The organism is Clostridium sp. TW13 (assembly GCF_024345225.1).
Lineage (GTDB): Bacteria > Bacillota > Clostridia > Clostridiales > Clostridiaceae > Inconstantimicrobium > Inconstantimicrobium mannanitabidum.
Genome location: NZ_BROD01000001.1, coordinates 1,777,771 through 1,794,595 on the forward strand (window position 1 = coordinate 1,777,771; position 16,825 = coordinate 1,794,595).

Annotated in this window: 16 protein-coding genes; 6 read left to right on the top strand and 10 right to left on the bottom strand. The window is 28.1% G+C overall.

Annotated features, from left to right (window positions below):
* Window positions 1-18: 18 nt before the first annotated feature.
* Both OCU47_RS08800 and OCU47_RS08805 read right to left on the bottom strand, forming a co-directional pair.
* A complete protein-coding gene (locus OCU47_RS08800) occupies window positions 19-888 on the bottom strand; it encodes a serine hydrolase domain-containing protein (RefSeq protein ID WP_261828227.1) in 870 nt (289 codons plus the stop codon).
* A gap of 52 nt (window positions 889-940) precedes the next feature.
* Complete coding sequence (locus OCU47_RS08805; RefSeq protein ID WP_261828228.1) at window positions 941-1,870, bottom strand: phosphotriesterase family protein; 930 nt, start codon at window positions 1,868-1,870, stop codon at window positions 941-943.
* Window positions 1,871-2,175: 305 nt separating this feature from the next.
* On the opposite strand from OCU47_RS08805, the gene OCU47_RS08810 reads away from it, so the two are divergent.
* Window positions 2,176-5,712, top strand: a complete 3,537-nt coding sequence (locus tag OCU47_RS08810) for a leucine-rich repeat domain-containing protein (protein WP_261828229.1) — start codon at window positions 2,176-2,178, stop codon at window positions 5,710-5,712.
* A gap of 83 nt (window positions 5,713-5,795) precedes the next feature.
* Here the strand turns inward: OCU47_RS08810 and OCU47_RS08815 are convergent, their stop codons facing one another.
* From OCU47_RS08815 to OCU47_RS08830, 4 genes are all read right to left on the bottom strand, one after another.
* Entirely contained in the window at window positions 5,796-6,824 is a 1,029-nt protein-coding gene (locus OCU47_RS08815) for a threonine aldolase family protein (RefSeq protein WP_261828230.1), read from the bottom strand.
* A 295-nt stretch (window positions 6,825-7,119) separates the two neighbouring features.
* Window positions 7,120-7,737, bottom strand: coding sequence for a bis(5'-nucleosyl)-tetraphosphatase (symmetrical) YqeK (yqeK, locus tag OCU47_RS08820; RefSeq protein WP_261828231.1), 618 nt, complete (start codon window positions 7,735-7,737; stop codon window positions 7,120-7,122).
* 57 nt (window positions 7,738-7,794) lie between these two features.
* Entirely contained in the window at window positions 7,795-8,364 is a 570-nt protein-coding gene (locus OCU47_RS08825; protein ID WP_261828232.1) for a GNAT family N-acetyltransferase, read from the bottom strand.
* 73 nt (window positions 8,365-8,437) lie between these two features.
* Window positions 8,438-9,082, bottom strand: coding sequence for a hypothetical protein (locus tag OCU47_RS08830; protein WP_261828233.1), 645 nt, complete (start codon window positions 9,080-9,082; stop codon window positions 8,438-8,440).
* A gap of 222 nt (window positions 9,083-9,304) precedes the next feature.
* On the opposite strand from OCU47_RS08830, the gene OCU47_RS08835 reads away from it, so the two are divergent.
* Both OCU47_RS08835 and OCU47_RS08840 read left to right on the top strand, forming a co-directional pair.
* Window positions 9,305-9,475: a hypothetical protein gene (locus tag OCU47_RS08835; RefSeq protein WP_261828234.1), complete on the top strand. Its 171-nt coding sequence runs from the start codon at window positions 9,305-9,307 to the stop codon at window positions 9,473-9,475.
* 240 nt (window positions 9,476-9,715) lie between these two features.
* Complete coding sequence (locus OCU47_RS08840) at window positions 9,716-10,288, top strand: GNAT family N-acetyltransferase (protein WP_261828235.1); 573 nt, start codon at window positions 9,716-9,718, stop codon at window positions 10,286-10,288.
* Between the two features lie 98 nt (window positions 10,289-10,386).
* On the opposite strand, the gene OCU47_RS08845 is transcribed toward OCU47_RS08840, so the two are convergent.
* The 3 genes from OCU47_RS08845 to OCU47_RS08855 form a co-directional block, all read right to left on the bottom strand.
* Entirely contained in the window at window positions 10,387-11,436 is a 1,050-nt protein-coding gene (locus OCU47_RS08845; RefSeq protein WP_261828236.1) for an NUDIX hydrolase, read from the bottom strand.
* 35 nt (window positions 11,437-11,471) lie between these two features.
* A complete protein-coding gene (locus tag OCU47_RS08850; RefSeq protein ID WP_309297466.1) occupies window positions 11,472-12,026 on the bottom strand; it encodes a Type 1 glutamine amidotransferase-like domain-containing protein in 555 nt (184 codons plus the stop codon).
* 90 nt (window positions 12,027-12,116) lie between these two features.
* On the bottom strand, window positions 12,117-12,845 hold the full coding sequence (locus tag OCU47_RS08855) for a TerC family protein (RefSeq protein WP_261828237.1): 729 nt from the start codon (window positions 12,843-12,845) through the stop codon (window positions 12,117-12,119).
* A 197-nt stretch (window positions 12,846-13,042) separates the two neighbouring features.
* Between OCU47_RS08855 and OCU47_RS08860 the strand changes: the two genes are divergently transcribed.
* The 3 genes from OCU47_RS08860 to OCU47_RS08870 all read left to right on the top strand — a co-directional run bounded on the left by OCU47_RS08860 (window position 13,043) and on the right by OCU47_RS08870 (window position 15,385).
* On the top strand, window positions 13,043-13,555 hold the full coding sequence (locus OCU47_RS08860; protein WP_261828238.1) for an NUDIX domain-containing protein: 513 nt from the start codon (window positions 13,043-13,045) through the stop codon (window positions 13,553-13,555).
* A gap of 22 nt (window positions 13,556-13,577) precedes the next feature.
* A complete protein-coding gene (locus tag OCU47_RS08865; RefSeq protein ID WP_261828239.1) occupies window positions 13,578-14,405 on the top strand; it encodes a hypothetical protein in 828 nt (275 codons plus the stop codon).
* A 140-nt stretch (window positions 14,406-14,545) separates the two neighbouring features.
* Window positions 14,546-15,385: a hypothetical protein gene (locus OCU47_RS08870; RefSeq protein WP_261828240.1), complete on the top strand. Its 840-nt coding sequence runs from the start codon at window positions 14,546-14,548 to the stop codon at window positions 15,383-15,385.
* Between the two features lie 58 nt (window positions 15,386-15,443).
* Here OCU47_RS08870 and fliB read toward each other — a convergent pair whose 3' ends face one another.
* Window positions 15,444-16,664: a flagellin lysine-N-methylase gene (gene fliB, locus OCU47_RS08875; RefSeq protein ID WP_261828241.1), complete on the bottom strand. Its 1,221-nt coding sequence runs from the start codon at window positions 16,662-16,664 to the stop codon at window positions 15,444-15,446.
* Between the last annotated feature and the right edge of the window lie 161 nt (window positions 16,665-16,825).

A 16,825-nucleotide genomic window follows, 5' to 3' on the forward strand; every position in this document is an offset into this window, starting at 1 on the left:
TAATATATTTATTTAATTTTATAACTTAGTATAAATTGTATCCCAAATACATTGTCGTACTTCTTCAGAATCATTTTCTAAGTCAGACATAACAGCTATAACTGCATTTTTATCCGGAATCACAATACACATTTGTCCTCTCATTCCACTAGCTCTATAGCAATTTTCTTTGTATCTCCAAAAATAATATCCATATCCGCCTTCTCTAGTTTCAATCTGTTTTTTGGTAGCACTAGCAACCCATTCTTTTGGCAATAGCTGTTTTCCATTGTAATATCCTTCTTGCAAATAAACTTGTCCAAATCTACTAAGCTCATTAATTGTTAACTTCATACCTGTTGCTCCATAGAAATGCCCTTCAGGACTATACTCACACTCAACATTTTCTATTCCAAGAGGTTCAAATAATCTAAGTTGAAGATATTGGATTAGGTTCATTTTAGTTGTTTTTTCTACAATGGCTCCTGCTAAGTAAGAAGACCAGTTAGAATATTGAAAAACCTTTTCATCTATATTAGGAACTGGTACTGATAAAATATGTTTTAACCAGTTGTCACAAGTTAACCTAACAAAAGGGTAATCTTGAATTGACATAGTAAGTAAACGCTCAACAGTAACTTTCTCAAGATTTTTTAAATGCTCTGGTGATATATTTTTAGGGATTTCATCTTGAAAGAATTTTAAAACATTATCATTAATAGAGAAATATCCCTCTGATATTGCAAGTCCTACTGCTGTAGAAGTGAAGCTTTTAGTCACTGAATACAGTTGTCTTCTTTCTTCTGGCATAAAATGATGTTCAGCAACTTTTATACCATCTTTAATAACCACAATACCATATACATTAAAATTATTTTTAATTATTTCTGATTTAAATTCTGTTAACATTATCTTCACCTTCAAATATAAAATTATAGATATTTAACTATAATTTTTGACATTAAGTATTTTTTAATACTTTTAACGGGTTTTCAACTAACAACTTTTGAAAAATCTCCTTTGAAATACCGTTAGCAATACATTGGGGAATAAATTCTTTGAATATTCTATTATAGGGTATAATCGTAGACTTATCATTTTTCTTTCCAAAATAAAAAGTACCTGCATCTTGAGAAAGTAATAATCTATCAAGTAAATTATTTTTAGTTGCATACTTTAGTGCTTCTATCTGCCAACTAAATTCTTTTTCTCTTCCTATAAAGTCAAATTCCATCCATATGCCCTTTTCAGCTAACTTTAATATAATTTCAGTATTTTTTTCTACATCTGCATGTACCCAAATAAACTTGTTTAATTGCAATTTTTCTTCTTCAATTATAGAAACTGCTTCAACTGCTGATTTTGCTGGTATAGTATGACATTGTATTGGTAAGCTAGTTTTAATGCTTGTTCTTGCAGCAGCTCTAAGGATTTTCTCTTGAAATTCGGTTATTTCTCCAGTATCCCCTAAAGCTATTTTAATATAGGCAGGTTTTATATCAGTACCTTCAATTCCATTTATATATTGTTGTGTCCATATTTCTGATATTTCATCTATACTTTTTCCTTTAATTGAGTTAGGAATAAATTTGCATTCATGATCACTGCCATCCCATGCACCAACGTTAGTTAATATGTTTAATCCTGACTTTTTTGAACATTCTACTAATATTTTTAAGTCTCTCCCAGAACCTAGAGTTGTTGCATCAACAAAAGTATTGCATCCTGATTTCTTTAAATCTAATAAATATGGAAGTATTGTATCTATAACATCCTCTAAACTGTATTCATTAATACTTTTCGCACCATCGCTGTCCCATGCTATATGTTCATGCATAAGCGTTATCCCTAAATCTTTTTCATGTATCTTTCCGAGAACTGAATTTATCATTATTTTCTCCTTATGCTAATTACTTTTTTAACTATATTACTTGTACCATTTCGTAAACCAATTATTTTTGAATTTAAATTTTACAGATTATGAATTTTATTTTAATACTTTACAGAAAAATAGTAAATACATACTTCTTGTAAGTAAATTCAATTAATTAAGTAGCATGATTAATATTATTGTATAAAACAACAATATATTGTTTTATACAATAATCGCCCTTATAATAGATATATCGAGCAATTGGTATATTTAGAAACTAATACCGTATTGCTTGATATATAAACACCAAGGGGGATTTAATATTGAAAAAGAAATCAAAAATTTTAACCGTGCTGAAAACTACTTTACTTGTTTTTTTATCAATTTTTGTAGTTTTACCTAGCAATACTTTTGCTATTACTACAGCTAACCTATCTATAAGTAACATAGCTGATATTAGTAAAACTATAAGCTTAGGAGACAAGTATACTTTACCAATCACTGTATCAGCAACTATGAGTAATAAAACTACTCAGCTAGTACCAATAACTTGGACTTCTAATGTTGTTGATTCAAGCAAAACTGGAAAGTATTTATTTAAGGGGATTGTAAAGGGATATAATAAAAATGTAAATGCTAATATAACAGTACAAAACACCGTAGTAACCTTCAAAGACAAAGCTTTGGAAACAGCAATAAGAAAGCAAATAAACAAGCCTAAAGGAACATTATACAGAAGTGATGTTATAAATGTGACAGAATTAGTTATTTCTAGTTATAATACAACTCAAATTAAAGATCTTAGCGGAATAGATAATTTCATTAATTTGAAAAGTTGCTCTATAACTAGCAATCAAATTACAGATATAAGTCCAATAAGCAAATTAACCAATATATCTGAACTTTGCTTAGGTGATGATAAACTCAAAGATATAACTCCATTGAAAAACTTAACCAAGTTGCAATATCTTGATTTATCTAATAATCAAATTAAAGATATACAAGCATTAAGCGGATTAAATAAATTAAATACACTCTATCTACAATATAACCAAATTGCAGATATAAGTATATTAAGCAAATTAACTAATTTACAAAGTATTATTTTGCGTGAAAATCAGATAGCCTGCATAAATTCTTTAAGCAATTTAACTAATTTAGAAAGCATTGATTTATCATATAATAAAATTAATGACTTGGCTCCATTAAATAAGCTTATCCATTTGGCATTTCTTAATTTAGATAGAAATAAATTTCAAGATTTAACTCCATTAAGCAAATTAATTAATTTGGAACGTATTTCTTTATGTAATAACAAGATAAGTGACTTAAATGCTCTTAGATATTTAAGTAATTTAAAAGAGCTTTCTTTAGTAAATAATGCGATTGAAGATTTAACTCCTCTAAGTAAATTATCTAAACTAGGTCTTCTTGTTTTAGGAAGAAATAAAATAAGCAATATAGATGCCTTAAGAGGACTAAAAAATATAAAAACTCTTGATTTATCTTGGAACCAACTTAATGATATAAGAATATTGAGTACATTGACTGGCTTAGCATTTAACCTTAACTTATCAGGAAATAAAATTTCAGATATAACACCATTAAGTAAATTATCTGATTTAGAGTATATTAATTTGGATAACAATCCTATTAGCAACGTAAGTGCACTAACAAATTTAAACCATTTAAGTTTGTTATATTTACGTAATACTAAAATTACCGATATAAATCCATTAAAGAAATTTAGCCATCTATATTCAATGGATTTATCTGGAACTCAAATAAGTAACGCAAAGCTACAAGAATTAAGAAAAGCTTTGCCAAACTGTTCATTCTACTACACAATACTATCTCCTAGCAGTGTAGATAATATTGATGAAACTATTAGCTTAGGTGATTCTTACACTCTACCAGCTACTGCAATAGCAACTATGAATGACAAGTCTACTAAGCTAGTTTCAATAACATGGAATACTAAGTCTGTTGATACAAGTAAAGCTGGCAGATACACATTTATAGGAACTGTTCAAGGATACAGTAATAAAATTACCACAACTGCTAATATAACAATCCAAAATACTACATTAGCATTCAAGGATAAAGCTTTAGAAACTCTAGTTAGAAATAAGATAAATAAGCCTACGGGAACATTATATAGAAGTGATGTTTTAAATGTAAAAGAATTATCAGTTTATTCAGCTCATTATACCAATGGACAAATTAAAAACCTTAGTGGAATAGAAAACCTTGTTAATCTACAAAAATTAACTGCAGATCACAATCAAATTACTGATTTAAATCCATTAAGAAACTTAACTAAATTGCAATACTTACAATTGTCTAATAATAAAATTACAGATATACGTCCATTAGAAAGATTATCTCAATTACAACAACTTAATTTATCTGATAACCAATTAAATAATTCAAGCTTGGATGAATTAAAAAGAGCGTTACCTAAATGTAAAATTTTATGTAACACTACCCCTAAAATATCAATAAGTAGCATACCTGATATTAACAAAACTGTAAAATTAGCAGATATTTATGATCTACCAGCTACTGTAACAGCAAACATGAGCGACAAATCAACTAAACAAGTATCAATCATATGGGAGACATGGAAGGCTGATACTCTTGATACAAATAAGGTTGGAAAGTATATCTACACAGGTACTGTAAACGGATATAATAAAAAAGTTACTATAACTATAACAGTACAAAATTCAGTAGTAACTTTTAAAGATATAACCCTAGAAAAAGTAGTAAGAAATCAACTAAATAAACCTAATGGAACATTATATAGAAGTGATGTTATAAACATAACAGATATAGAAACTCCTTCTGGGTCTTGCGGAAAATCTCTGATTAAAAATCTTAGCGGAATAGAAAACCTTATTAATTTACAAAGCTTCTGTGCATTTGAGGAGCAGATTACAGATTTAAATCCATTAAAAAATCTAATTAAGTTAGAAACTCTTTCACTACAAGGAAATGCAATTGAAGATTTGAAACCGTTAAGTGGATTAAAAAACTTATTTCAACTTAATCTAAGTGACAATAAAATCAAGGATTTAACACCTATTCAATCTTTAATCAGTTTAACTACTCTTAGATTATCTCGCAATCAATTTACAGACATAAGCACTTTAAGTAAGTTAACTAAGCTAGATGACCTTGATATATGTGGTAATAAACTTACAAATATAACTGCATTAAAAAACCTAACCGGATTAAGCATTCTTGATTTATCAAATAATCAAATTAATGATATCACTCCATTAAGTCAATTATGTAATTTAAATATTGTTACACTAAATAATAATAATATTAATAATTTAATGGCATTGAGCAAATTATCAAAACTAGAAAATCTTACTCTATCAGGTAACCAATTAACTACTATAAACGCTTTAAATGGATTAGCTAATTTAAAGGATCTTGATTTAAGTTATAATAAAATAAAAGATTTAAGTGGATTAAAAGGATTAAACCTAACAAGTATTAACTTATCTTATAATCAAATTAGTGATACAAATCCATTAAGTACATTGACCAAATTAAAATCTTTAGTTAATTTAACAGGAAATCAAATTACAAATGTAACACCTTTAAGCAAGCTTATAAATTTAGAAGAAATAAGATTAGACAATAACCCAATTACCAATGTAGCTCCCTTGTCTAATCTATCTAATTTAAGAAATCTAAGTTTAAATAATGCTAAAATTACTGATATTGATTCACTAAAGAAATTCACTAATTTAAGTGTGTTATTTCTGTCTGGCAATAAAATAGATAATTCACTTATAGAACAACTAAGAAAATCTTTACCTAAATGTTCAGTTATTTTCTATTAATTATAGATAGCAAAAATTGAGAAGTCCCATCAAAGCTATAAATTTAAGGCTTTGATGGGACTTTTATTTTATTTCTTCAATAATTATTTTGTAAGAATCTTTAAATCTTCAATAAAATCTTTAACTGCGTCTTGCTTTGTAGCCCATGATGTAACTAAACGAATTACAGTATTGTTATTATCAACTTTTGACCATATTGTAAATGAATACTTTTCCTCAAGTTTTTTAATAATTGTATTAGGCAAAATCGGAAAAATTTGATTTGATGGTGACTCAGTTAAAAAACTGTAGCCCATCTTTTTAATTTCTTTATTAAGTAACTTTGCCATATTATTAGCATGTGATGCAAGATCAAAATACAAGTTATCTTTAAATAATTCTAGAAATTGTATTCCAAGTACTTTACCTTTAGCCAATAAAGCACCCTTCTGCTTTATATGAAATCTAAAATCCTCTTTAAGTGAATCTTTGCAAATAACTAAGGCTTCTCCAAGTAAAGCTCCATTTTTTGTTCCACCAATATAGAATGCATCAGTTAACCTAGCTAAATCAGAAAGTTCAAGGTCATTTTCCTCACAGCTTAAAGCAGAGCCTAATCTTGCTCCATCTACAAATAAAATAAGATTGTTTTCTCTACAAAATGCACTAATTGCCTCAAGTTCTACTTTTTTATATATAGTACCTATTTCTGTAGAGTCTGATATGTAAACTAACTTAGGTTTCACCATATGTTCATCTGTATGTTCCTCAAGAACAGCTTTTATATTCTCTACAGTCAGCTTTCCGTCATTCACCTTAGTGGAAATAACCTTATGACCTGTTGCTTCAATAGCTCCTGTTTCATGAACAAAAATATGACCAGTATTAGCTGCTATTGCTGCTTCATGAGGTCTTAAAAAAGCTGAAATTGCAATAAGATTTGTTTGAGTCCCTCCTGAGATAAAATGGATATCAACATTCTCACATTTAATTTTCTCTTTTAATATTTCAACAGCCTTAGTTGTATAACAGTCTTCTCCATATCCTGCCGTTTGCTCTAGATTTGATTCTATTAATGCATTTAGTATTCTAGGATGAGCTCCCTCACTATAATCATTTTTAAAACTGTACATTTGCTTGTCCTCCTCTTTTTCTACTGTATATCAAGTGAAACTTGATTCAGGCGGGGTTTTATCCCCATCTGAATCTTAGTTGAACTTATCCAGGAGCGTGCAGCCGTTATCTCCAACTTAAAGAAGTTGGAGTGTTACGGATACTAGCTATCGGATAAATTTTGTTTATTACCTCAGCATTATATGTGCTTATTATAGTTTAATTTTGTTTTGCAATTTAACTATAGCCTAACCCATTCTGCTTATCTTTGGATTATAACTATTATCTAATTTTACTTCAAAACCTAGAACTAAATCAATTAATTTTGAAATTTAAATCCTCATAAGCCTCTGTTAACCATGGATGTATAACTTTAAGATTCTCTTTATTTTCCATAATGTACTTTATATATGCATACGCTGCATGTTCTAGTGAAATTTTCAGTCCTTCTTCTACTTGTTCTATATAGGGTGGAATTCCTTTTTGATCCCACTTAATTTTGTCTGCAATAAATAACACTAAATCTAATTCTGAGTAGTTTCTTTGTAATGTAGTATGACAACCAATTGCACTTAGCACATGTTCATCATTAATATTCCAAATGTCTTGTGCCATAACAGCTGATATTTTCTGATGAAGTATTAGAGGAAATTCTTTTTCTTCATTAAGTACTTCTAAACCCAAGTTGTTGCTAATATTTAACCTTTCATCAAAAGAGAAAACTGCACTTATATCATGCAATAAGCCTGCTAACTCTGCTTTTTGTACATCTACTCCAAACTTTTCAGCTATTATCTTACATTCATTAGCTACTGCCTTTGTATGCTCTGCTACAATTTTGCGATTGTATAACTTAAGGAAATTATCAACATCATCATTTATGTAATTCGTAAACTTAAACCCAATAAATAATGGACTAAAAACATCTTTCATTTGTATCTTCCTACCTTATATTGTCAAATATATTGTGTAACTTAAGTGTTTAAATAGTTATATGAGTTTAGTTAACCACTCACTTTTTAATATTGAATATATAGCTAAATCATAAAATTCTGTGTTGTTACGCAATTTAACTTGTCTTAAAGTCCCCTCATATTTCATACCACTTTTAGCCATTACTTTCCCTGAACCAATATTTTTAGTATCATGCTTAGCCTCTATTCGATTAAATCCAACCTCAGAAAATAAAAAATATATTACTGCTTTTAAGGATTCAGTCATTATTCCCTTGCCCCAATATTTACTTGACATACAATATCCTATCTCACAAGAAGAGTTTTTTTGATCTAAATGCACTATAGAAATACCACCTATAACCTCACCAATTTCCTTTAACTCTATAACCCAATCGTATACATTATCTTCTTTGTACTCCTCAATCCACTTAGCAATTATGCCTTTAGTATCTTCTACACTAGTATGTGGTTTCCATGATAAAAACTTTGTAACATTATTATCACGCCCCCAATTTTTATACATATTATCTGCATCATCATATCTGAATTTCCTTAATATGAGTCTATCTGTATATATTGTTTTAGTTCCTTTGTGTGTTAACATAGCACTCCTCCACCTTTTGTAATTTAGAATTTGTATATAAAATAAAGTTCACTTGTCCAACAAATATATTGATTTAAAGATATAAAGTTATTTCATATGTTTCTTTAGGGCTATTTATATCTTTAAAAAGATTTTCATTTGTATGTAATGCTTCCTTCAATTCATTAATAGTTGGATAGATAAATGCTTTTTCAATAAATCTATGATTTTCTGATAGCCTCTTAAATTTAGCACTGCGTTTATTATTATCTCTACAATATTTTTTAACACACCTTGCCGTAAAGCCATGTGATTTAACAACTATTTTCTTTATTTTAAGCTTTTTGAGCAATTTATCTTCATATAATGCTTCTAAAGTTTCACTTAATATTTCATCATATAGTTTCCATTTGGATTTACCATTAAGCTCTATGTTTAAATTATAATTCATCTTCATGATAAGTTTATTTTTTATTATATGAAGGTGTGCATACTGCCCTACTTTATGATGTTCTAATATATCTTTCTTTTCTTTCCCCCAGAAACATCTGTTTTGTGCAAGTATATGTTCCTCATATTGTTCATCTGAAAATTTTTCATCTTGGACTATTTTGGGGTATTTACTCAACATCTTTAACTTTTTTCTTTCCAATAATCTTGTTTCATTATCACGCCATTCAATGTATTTTTCAAGTATATCTTCTTCTGTATAATTAACTCCCATCCCTTTAATATCCATAATCCTCATTCCTCATTTATATATTTTATTTAGATACACTTACTTCTATAATTTATGAATTGGTACAAATTGTGCAATATATACATATTATAGTTCTAATTACAACAAATTGCACGCGTATATGACGCTTTAATTTTATACATTTTGCGACATTTTGCAATTTGATATAAAATGAAATTATGTTATAATCTAACTATAAATTTAATAAGGAGATAATAGAGTATGGTAGATTCAAAGGGATGGAAATGGGAAATTGCTAATCAAGCACCTTGGTTAGAACCAACAGATCAATGCTATTATTTTGCACATAAATGGTCAAAATTAGGTTTAAAAAAGCTTCTTGATTTAGGTGCAGGATTAGGACGACATTCTTCAAAAGTCTGTTTTCCCTAAGATTGATGAGAATACTTTACTTAACAAAGAGCATGGTCCTGATAAAGATGTACCACATTTTTATGCTAACCGTGAGGATATCATAGACTTATTTAAGAATTTTGATATAGAAAAAATCACCCATGTAGATTATTGTTATTTGAATTCTCAAAGGCTGGAATGTAAACATTATTATGTTAATGCACGTAAAAAATAAAAATATGATTTTTAAGACAATATTCAAAGATTGGAGAGACTAGAATGATTACTTATAGAGAAATTAATCAATCTTATTTTGAACAATATGATAAAATTCCAATGTTAGTTCATGTAAAAAGCATTCTTAAGTTAGAAAAAATCCAAAATGGCTTCGGAGGAATTTTATTAAAAGAAACTCCTTGCAAAGAGTATTTAAAAGATATGGGCAAAGATGAAAAAGCTACAGACTATGCTAAAAATTTTGATATAACTAATTGGGCATTTTTTATGGCTTTTAATAATAATAAGCCTATAGGAGCTGCTACTGTTGTTTCAAGAACAGTAGATATTCATATGCTTGACAATCGTGATGATATGAGTGTTTTGTGGGACATTAGAGTTGATGATGCCTACAAGCAACTTGGTGTAGGTACTCGCTTATTTAATATGGCTGTTGATTGGTCCAAGTTAAATGGATTCAAACAAATGAAAATTGAATGTCAAAACAATAATGTTCCAGCCTTCAAATTTTATACTAAGCATGGCGCCACATTAGGAAAAATTGATGAATATGCATATTATCATGATGAAGAAGAAAAAGATGAAGTGCAACTTATATTGTACTTAGACTTATAAAATTTTATTAGGCTGCCATAGAATACTTAACTCAGTACAGCATTCTATGGTAGCCTTTTTCAAAATTAAAATGTTGTAAAGATTATACTACATAATATTTAATCAAATAATACTTGCCAATTTTCAGCTTTATATGCTTCAAAACACATTCTAATTTGAGCTTCTGTATTTTTTGCCTCTGCTAACTTTGGAAGTTCTTCCAACGAGAAGTATCCACTAGCAATTGTTTCGTTATTCTTTCCAAATTCTCCACTGATAAGTTCACATAAAACAAAAGCCTTACATATACCATATGCATATACCGGAGCATTATGTAAATTTCTATCTTGTAATGCAATTAATTTAATCGGAATTACATCTACACCTGCTTCTTCTTTTACCTCTTTAATGGTGTTTGATTTTATAGACTGATTCACATCTACCCATCCACCAGGTAATGACCACAAACCATTATTCTCTTTTACAAGTAATATTTTATCATCTTGAAAAATTGCAGCTCTGGTATCCAATTTCGGAGTTTGAAATCCAGTTTCATTACAAAAAAGCTCCTTTACATGTTCTAATGCTTCCCCTGTTTTAAGACATAACATTTCTGCTGAAATTTCTCGTATTCTTTCAAACCTTTCTAAATCAAACTTATCCTTCGAATAGGTCAATCCAGCTTGTGCCATAAATTGCAATTCCATAGCTAAACTAAGCCAAGGTTTTTCTTTCAGTGATATATAATTCTGATCCAGTAAATTAATTATTTCATAAGGATTATTTAAATAATAAGTTGCTTTAACATTTTTTGCAACATTGTATCCCCATATAGCAAGAGCACAATCTACCTGGGCTTCCATAGCATATTTCATATCATTAGCTGTATTTCCTACATATAATGCTTCTTTTTTTGAAATGCCTGCTTGATTTAAATATTTACTGAATTTACTTGAACTTAGGTTATGTGAAGTACTAATATCTAAACATATTACATGATCAAAGTACTCACTAATCTCTTTAGAAGTTTTATATTCTGATATAATAGCTACAATCTTTACAGACTTTCTCTTCAGCTCTATTAAAGTCGATTTTATGCCATCGAATAATATATTAGATTCATCTATTATTGTTCCGTCTACTTTAAATATAATATGTTTATAATTCATATAATCCACCTGCCCACTTTAAAGTATTAAATTAGTTATAGAATTGTAGCTATTGAGCTGAATTCATTTGCTATCAATTCATTTTTAGATACTTTTCCAGCATTGTTCTTTAATAGATATGCCTTGCTATTGCAATCAGATTTAATAATTCTGTACATGTTATCTTTTATTACAAATGCACAATTATTTTCAAGGGCTATTCCATGAATATTTTCACTTTTCATCATATCATCAAATGTTTCTCGTCCACTTTCATTATAGTGTGGGCAATGAATTGCTGAAATTAGACCAATTCCTTTTGCTTTTGTATACTCCCAGCAACCATCAGCATTTTCAAATGAATTACTATCGCTATGACCTCTTTCAAACCAGCATATAGAGCCAGCACTTACCCCTGAAAGAACAATGTTATTTTTATATGCCTCTATAAGATATTGGTCTACATTTTTCTGTTTCCAAATTTCCATCATCTTAATAGTATCGCCACCACCTACATAAAGTATATTAGATGATAAAATTTTATCTCTTATTTCATTTTCAGAAATATCGCTGTCTATTAATAATAAGGTATCAATTTGACAACCAATTATATAAAATTAATATCCAGTATAATTTATTGTATAAATTATACTGGATATTCTTTGAAACTTCAAATTTATAATATTTGTAACTGTGTACGCTTACTCGTATTCATGCTCTGATGAATTTTTTTTAGTTTTATGAATAAAAATTGTAACACCAAATACTGCTATTAATATTAAGAAGAAAATAACATTGGATATTTCAATATTTATTAATCCTAATAACATTTTTATCCCTATAATTGCTATTAATATATAAGAGGCAGTTTCTAATTCTGGTATCTTTTCTATTAAGGTTACAAATATCTTAGCTACTCCTCTCATAGCAAGTATACCAAAAACCGCTCCTAAAAATAGCACCCATACTTGAGATGATACTCCAAAAGCTGCCGCAACAGAATCTATACTAAAGCTAATATCCATCAACTCTACTGAAGCTACTGTAGCCCAAAATCCTTTCTTTATTGCTACATTTACATCATCATCTTCTTTATTAGTGCCTCTAAAGTAATCCCATACCATATATATTAAATATCCAGCAGCGATGAGTTTAACCCACCATATTTTCATTAAATATGTACCAATACCGATTGCTATAAATCTAAATATGTATGCTCCCCATATACCATAAGTTAATGCTTTTCTTTGTTGATTCTTAGGTAAATGTTTTACCATTATAGCTAAAACTAATGCATTGTCTGATGACAATAAACCTTCTAATATTATTAAACTAAGAATAATCATCCAATTAGATGGATTTGATAATGTTGCAATAAGTACATGCAAATCAAAAAACTTACTAAAATTATCTAGTATTCCTGACATCATATTAAATCCTCCCCTATTCGCTTTTGTCCATGCTATTATATCATATTTTTTATGCTACAGAGAAATAAACAGCTATTACGCTTCATTTTACAATAGGCTCTTACTTTTTTCATACAAAAATTACAAATATTGATTTTATATGGTATAATACTTTTTATATAAATTAAATTTATTATGGAATATAGAGGAGAATACTTATGGAATACTTTGATATCTTAAATAGAGATGGAAGCCAAACTGGAGAAATAGCAATTAAAGACTCACCTCTCTTAGATGATCAATATGATTTAGGAGTGCATGCTTATATACATGATTCAAAAGGAAATTTTCTAATTCAAAAGAGAAAAATGACAAAAACCTTTTTACCTGGTGGTTGGGATATACATATGGGACATGTTATCGCAGGAGAAACAAGCAAAGAGGCTATTATCAGAGAAATAAACGAAGAGCTAGGAATAAAATTAAATGATATAACATTTTTAAAGAGAATATTATGGGAGAAGTATAACCATTTTATTGATATTTATGTAATATGCAAAGATATTGATTTATCAGAACTTACATTACAAGACTCAGAAGTAGATGATGCTAAATACATTTCTTCCACAGAAATGATTGAATTAATAAAAAATATGGACTATAGACCTGAAGATTATAGAATCACTATGAAAGACTATGTAATAAAATTTATTAATTCAATAAATCAATGATATATATTCAGGAGTGATATTTATGAGAAAAAAAAGATCGATTATTTTATCAATTTCAGTATTTTCAATTATTCTTGTTATAGGAGTTACCTCCTACTACTTTCACTATAAAAATGAAAAAAAATATAACCTTTTGTTATCTGATGCTCAACGCATGGAAGATACAGGTGAATTCGAAAAAGCTAAACAGTTATATAACGATAGTTTAAAAATGAAAAATAGTGAAAATGTAATTTCAAAATTAAATAATATAAATACAAGTGAAAAAAATCTTATAGGATTAAAGAATTTAGATTCATTGATTAGTGATAAAAAATATAATGATGCATTAAACTTCTTAGATTCAATAGTTGATAATTCAAAATATGTAATTGACAAAGTTACTATTAAAAAGCAAGAAATCACCAAATTAAAATCAGATTATGAAGAACAGGTAAAGAAAGAACAAGAAGAGCAATTAAAAAAGCAAAAGCAAGAGGAAGAAAATAAAAAAAAGTTAGAATTAGCAAAACAAGAAGAGCAAAAGAAAACTAAACCAAATACTCAACAAGCTACAGTTACTCAATCAAAACCTAGGTTAAACTTAAATATTCCACATCATCCTCCTATAAATAAAGATTATATTCCTTGGGAGAAAGCTGTATATATATCAGTAGAAGATTTTTTAAACAAACATCCTAATCTTACTCAAAAGGATATAAGCTTTTATGATCAATTTGGTGGAGATACTACTATTGATGGCAGTTACTATATACAAATTAGAGATGCTTCCACAAAAACAATTTTGGCTAATTATGAAATAGACCCCACATTAGGAGGGGGTATTGTTAGTGTTACTAAACCACATTAAAAAATAAGCATGTTAAATTAAACTTATATTCTGTAAAACATTTGTAACCACCTTTGGAAGTTCTGCATTACAATAAAAAGTAATAATTGCTTACTTTTTATTGTTTATATTCTTATTAACATGGTATTGGAGGACAATTAATGAAAAAGAAATTAATATCAACAATCACTTTAGCCAGCTTATTAATTGGGTTAGCAGCTTATTCAAATATAAATAAAAATAATGCTAACAACCTTACTACTTCTAATAAAACAAATGTTAGTTTATTGGCTAATACAAGTACTTCTAAAAGCACTTTTGAAAAAGGGTATCATGATTATGCAGGTGTAATAGGCAAAACTATGCCTATTAAGATGAGTATTTATAAACTTGACAATGATATAGTTGGAACTTATTATTATGACAGTCAAAGAAAAGTTATTAAACTTAAAGGCACTCTTACAAATAATAATCTTGTTCTATATGAGTATACTTCAGACGGCAAGAATACAGGGATATTTAAAGGTACAATGAATACTGCTGACCAAATTGCAGGAACATGGATAAGTGTAGACAAAAAGAAAAGTTATCCATTTACATTGTCACTTACAAGCTTTCTTCCTGGATCTGAATATGGTAAAAGATATGCTGTAGCAGTGGATAAAGTAAGTGATCAATCTGTAGAAGCTTTTGCTAATAATATTCAGAACTATATTTCAACTGATAATAAAAAGCTATTAGCAGAATCAATAGAATATCCTATTAATGTAAAAATTAATAATAAGCTTATAAAAATTCAAAACAAAGATGCCTTTATAAATAATTATGATAAGATTTTCTACCAAAACTTTAAGAAAGAGCTTATAAATTCTTATGCTAAAAACATGTTTGCTAACTATAAGGGTGTAATGTTTGGAGCTTATACACATAATCTTTGGATTAACGCTATCATTGCTAAAAATGGTACTGCCAAATTAATGATTACTACAATAAATAATTAATTTTTAGGGAAAAATATAAGGCTGAAGAAATGTATTATCATTCTCCAACCTTATATTTTTATAAAAGTATTTTAGCAAATTCTATATTATCAAATTCTTTTAGTTTTATATAATTTAGTGAATCAATTAAGTAAGTTTTGTGATGCTCTATGGTCTTTGCGAAAGCTTGGATAAATTCAACCATACTTTCTTTGCAATCATATTTATTATTCAGATATTTCCCAACTAAATAAAATCTAATAAATGAATATCTTGTTAAAAGCATAATATATCCATCAAATATTGATTTTGTTTCATTAAATGGAAAAGTGTTATTATACATAAAATTCACTAAATAGTTTTCAAAAATATAGCTATTACTATTTATGAAATTTTCAGTATAATCTTCAAATGCTTTTATGTACAATGCTGAATTTTTCCGTATGTACTCTTCTTCATCAAATTTAAATCCAGTTATAGTTTGTTTAGTATATTCCTTAAAAGAAAGGCTGTCCACTTCTTTAAATACATTTAAAAGGCCCACCATCTTTTTGAAAAAATCTATTTGAAGAATGCAATTCAATTGATTTTTTTCATAAGAATCGCTAACTGAATTCATATCATATTTTTCAATAAATTTAGGTACATCGCTATAATTATCTTCAAGTTCCTCTTCTAATATATTTATAAAATCACCTAATATATAAAGCCTTTGGCTTAGATTAAATTTTCTATTTTTTATTATTTTAATACTAAAATCTCTAATTTCTTTAAAATATTTTACAGGGGTATTATTATATTTCTCAGATTTAGTATCAATATCACTTGATACTATGTGTTTTCCTAAAGTTTCTTCACTTTCTTCAAATTCAATTCCTTCTTCTTTTAGTAAAAGAATTCTTGCAGCTTCTGGACAGGCTACATCAAGTGACATTTCGTAACATCCATCTACTTTGTTGGTAACCCTAGGAAAGGATGTACAAACATTTGAAAGATACTCTTCTCCCAACTTAGAATAGATCATACAATATTTTTCTTCATCTAAAAAAGGACACCTTTTCCCACTTTTTAGTTTTACTTTTCCATAATCCACATCATCACTCAAATAATCATCATTATTATGAACACTTTTTTGAAACATTGTCTTCATTTCTTTGTCTTGAACTTTATAATACTGTTTGAAGGTAATCTTATCAATATCTACATCCCATCCAATACAACAGCTATCTTTACACTTTCCTCCTATACATTTAAATTCTTTAAAATATGAAGGATATCTCATTTTTATATTGCTTCCCATTGTCTGCTTCCTTTACAAATGATTTATTTCAAATTTTCTAATTAAATTTATAAACCTTATCTATTCATAAATTATACCATATAATCTATAATTTAATTATAGCATTAGATATACTTGTGTTTTAGTTTGTCTGCATTTTCAGCTCTAACTTTATTGAAACT

Excerpts from the sequence above, each read along its gene's own strand:
- OCU47_RS08800 (WP_261828227.1), bottom strand. The coding sequence starts at position 888 with ATGTTAACAGAATTTAAATCAGAAATAATTAAAAATAATTTTAATGTA.
- OCU47_RS08805 (WP_261828228.1), bottom strand. The coding sequence starts at position 1,870 with ATGATAAATTCAGTTCTCGGAAAGATACATGAAAAAGATTTAGGGATA.
- OCU47_RS08815 (WP_261828230.1), bottom strand. The coding sequence starts at position 6,824 with ATGTACAGTTTTAAAAATGATTATAGTGAGGGAGCTCATCCTAGAATA.
- yqeK (WP_261828231.1), bottom strand. The coding sequence starts at position 7,737 with ATGAAAGATGTTTTTAGTCCATTATTTATTGGGTTTAAGTTTACGAAT.
- OCU47_RS08825 (WP_261828232.1), bottom strand. The coding sequence starts at position 8,364 with ATGTTAACACACAAAGGAACTAAAACAATATATACAGATAGACTCATA.
- OCU47_RS08830 (WP_261828233.1), bottom strand. The coding sequence starts at position 9,082 with ATGGATATTAAAGGGATGGGAGTTAATTATACAGAAGAAGATATACTT.
- OCU47_RS08835 (WP_261828234.1), top strand. The coding sequence starts at position 9,305 with ATGGTAGATTCAAAGGGATGGAAATGGGAAATTGCTAATCAAGCACCT.
- OCU47_RS08840 (WP_261828235.1), top strand. The coding sequence starts at position 9,716 with ATGATTACTTATAGAGAAATTAATCAATCTTATTTTGAACAATATGAT.
- OCU47_RS08845 (WP_261828236.1), bottom strand. The coding sequence starts at position 11,436 with ATGAATTATAAACATATTATATTTAAAGTAGACGGAACAATAATAGAT.
- OCU47_RS08855 (WP_261828237.1), bottom strand. The coding sequence starts at position 12,845 with ATGATGTCAGGAATACTAGATAATTTTAGTAAGTTTTTTGATTTGCAT.
- OCU47_RS08860 (WP_261828238.1), top strand. The coding sequence starts at position 13,043 with ATGGAATACTTTGATATCTTAAATAGAGATGGAAGCCAAACTGGAGAA.
- OCU47_RS08865 (WP_261828239.1), top strand. The coding sequence starts at position 13,578 with ATGAGAAAAAAAAGATCGATTATTTTATCAATTTCAGTATTTTCAATT.
- OCU47_RS08870 (WP_261828240.1), top strand. The coding sequence starts at position 14,546 with ATGAAAAAGAAATTAATATCAACAATCACTTTAGCCAGCTTATTAATT.
- fliB (WP_261828241.1), bottom strand. The coding sequence starts at position 16,664 with ATGGGAAGCAATATAAAAATGAGATATCCTTCATATTTTAAAGAATTT.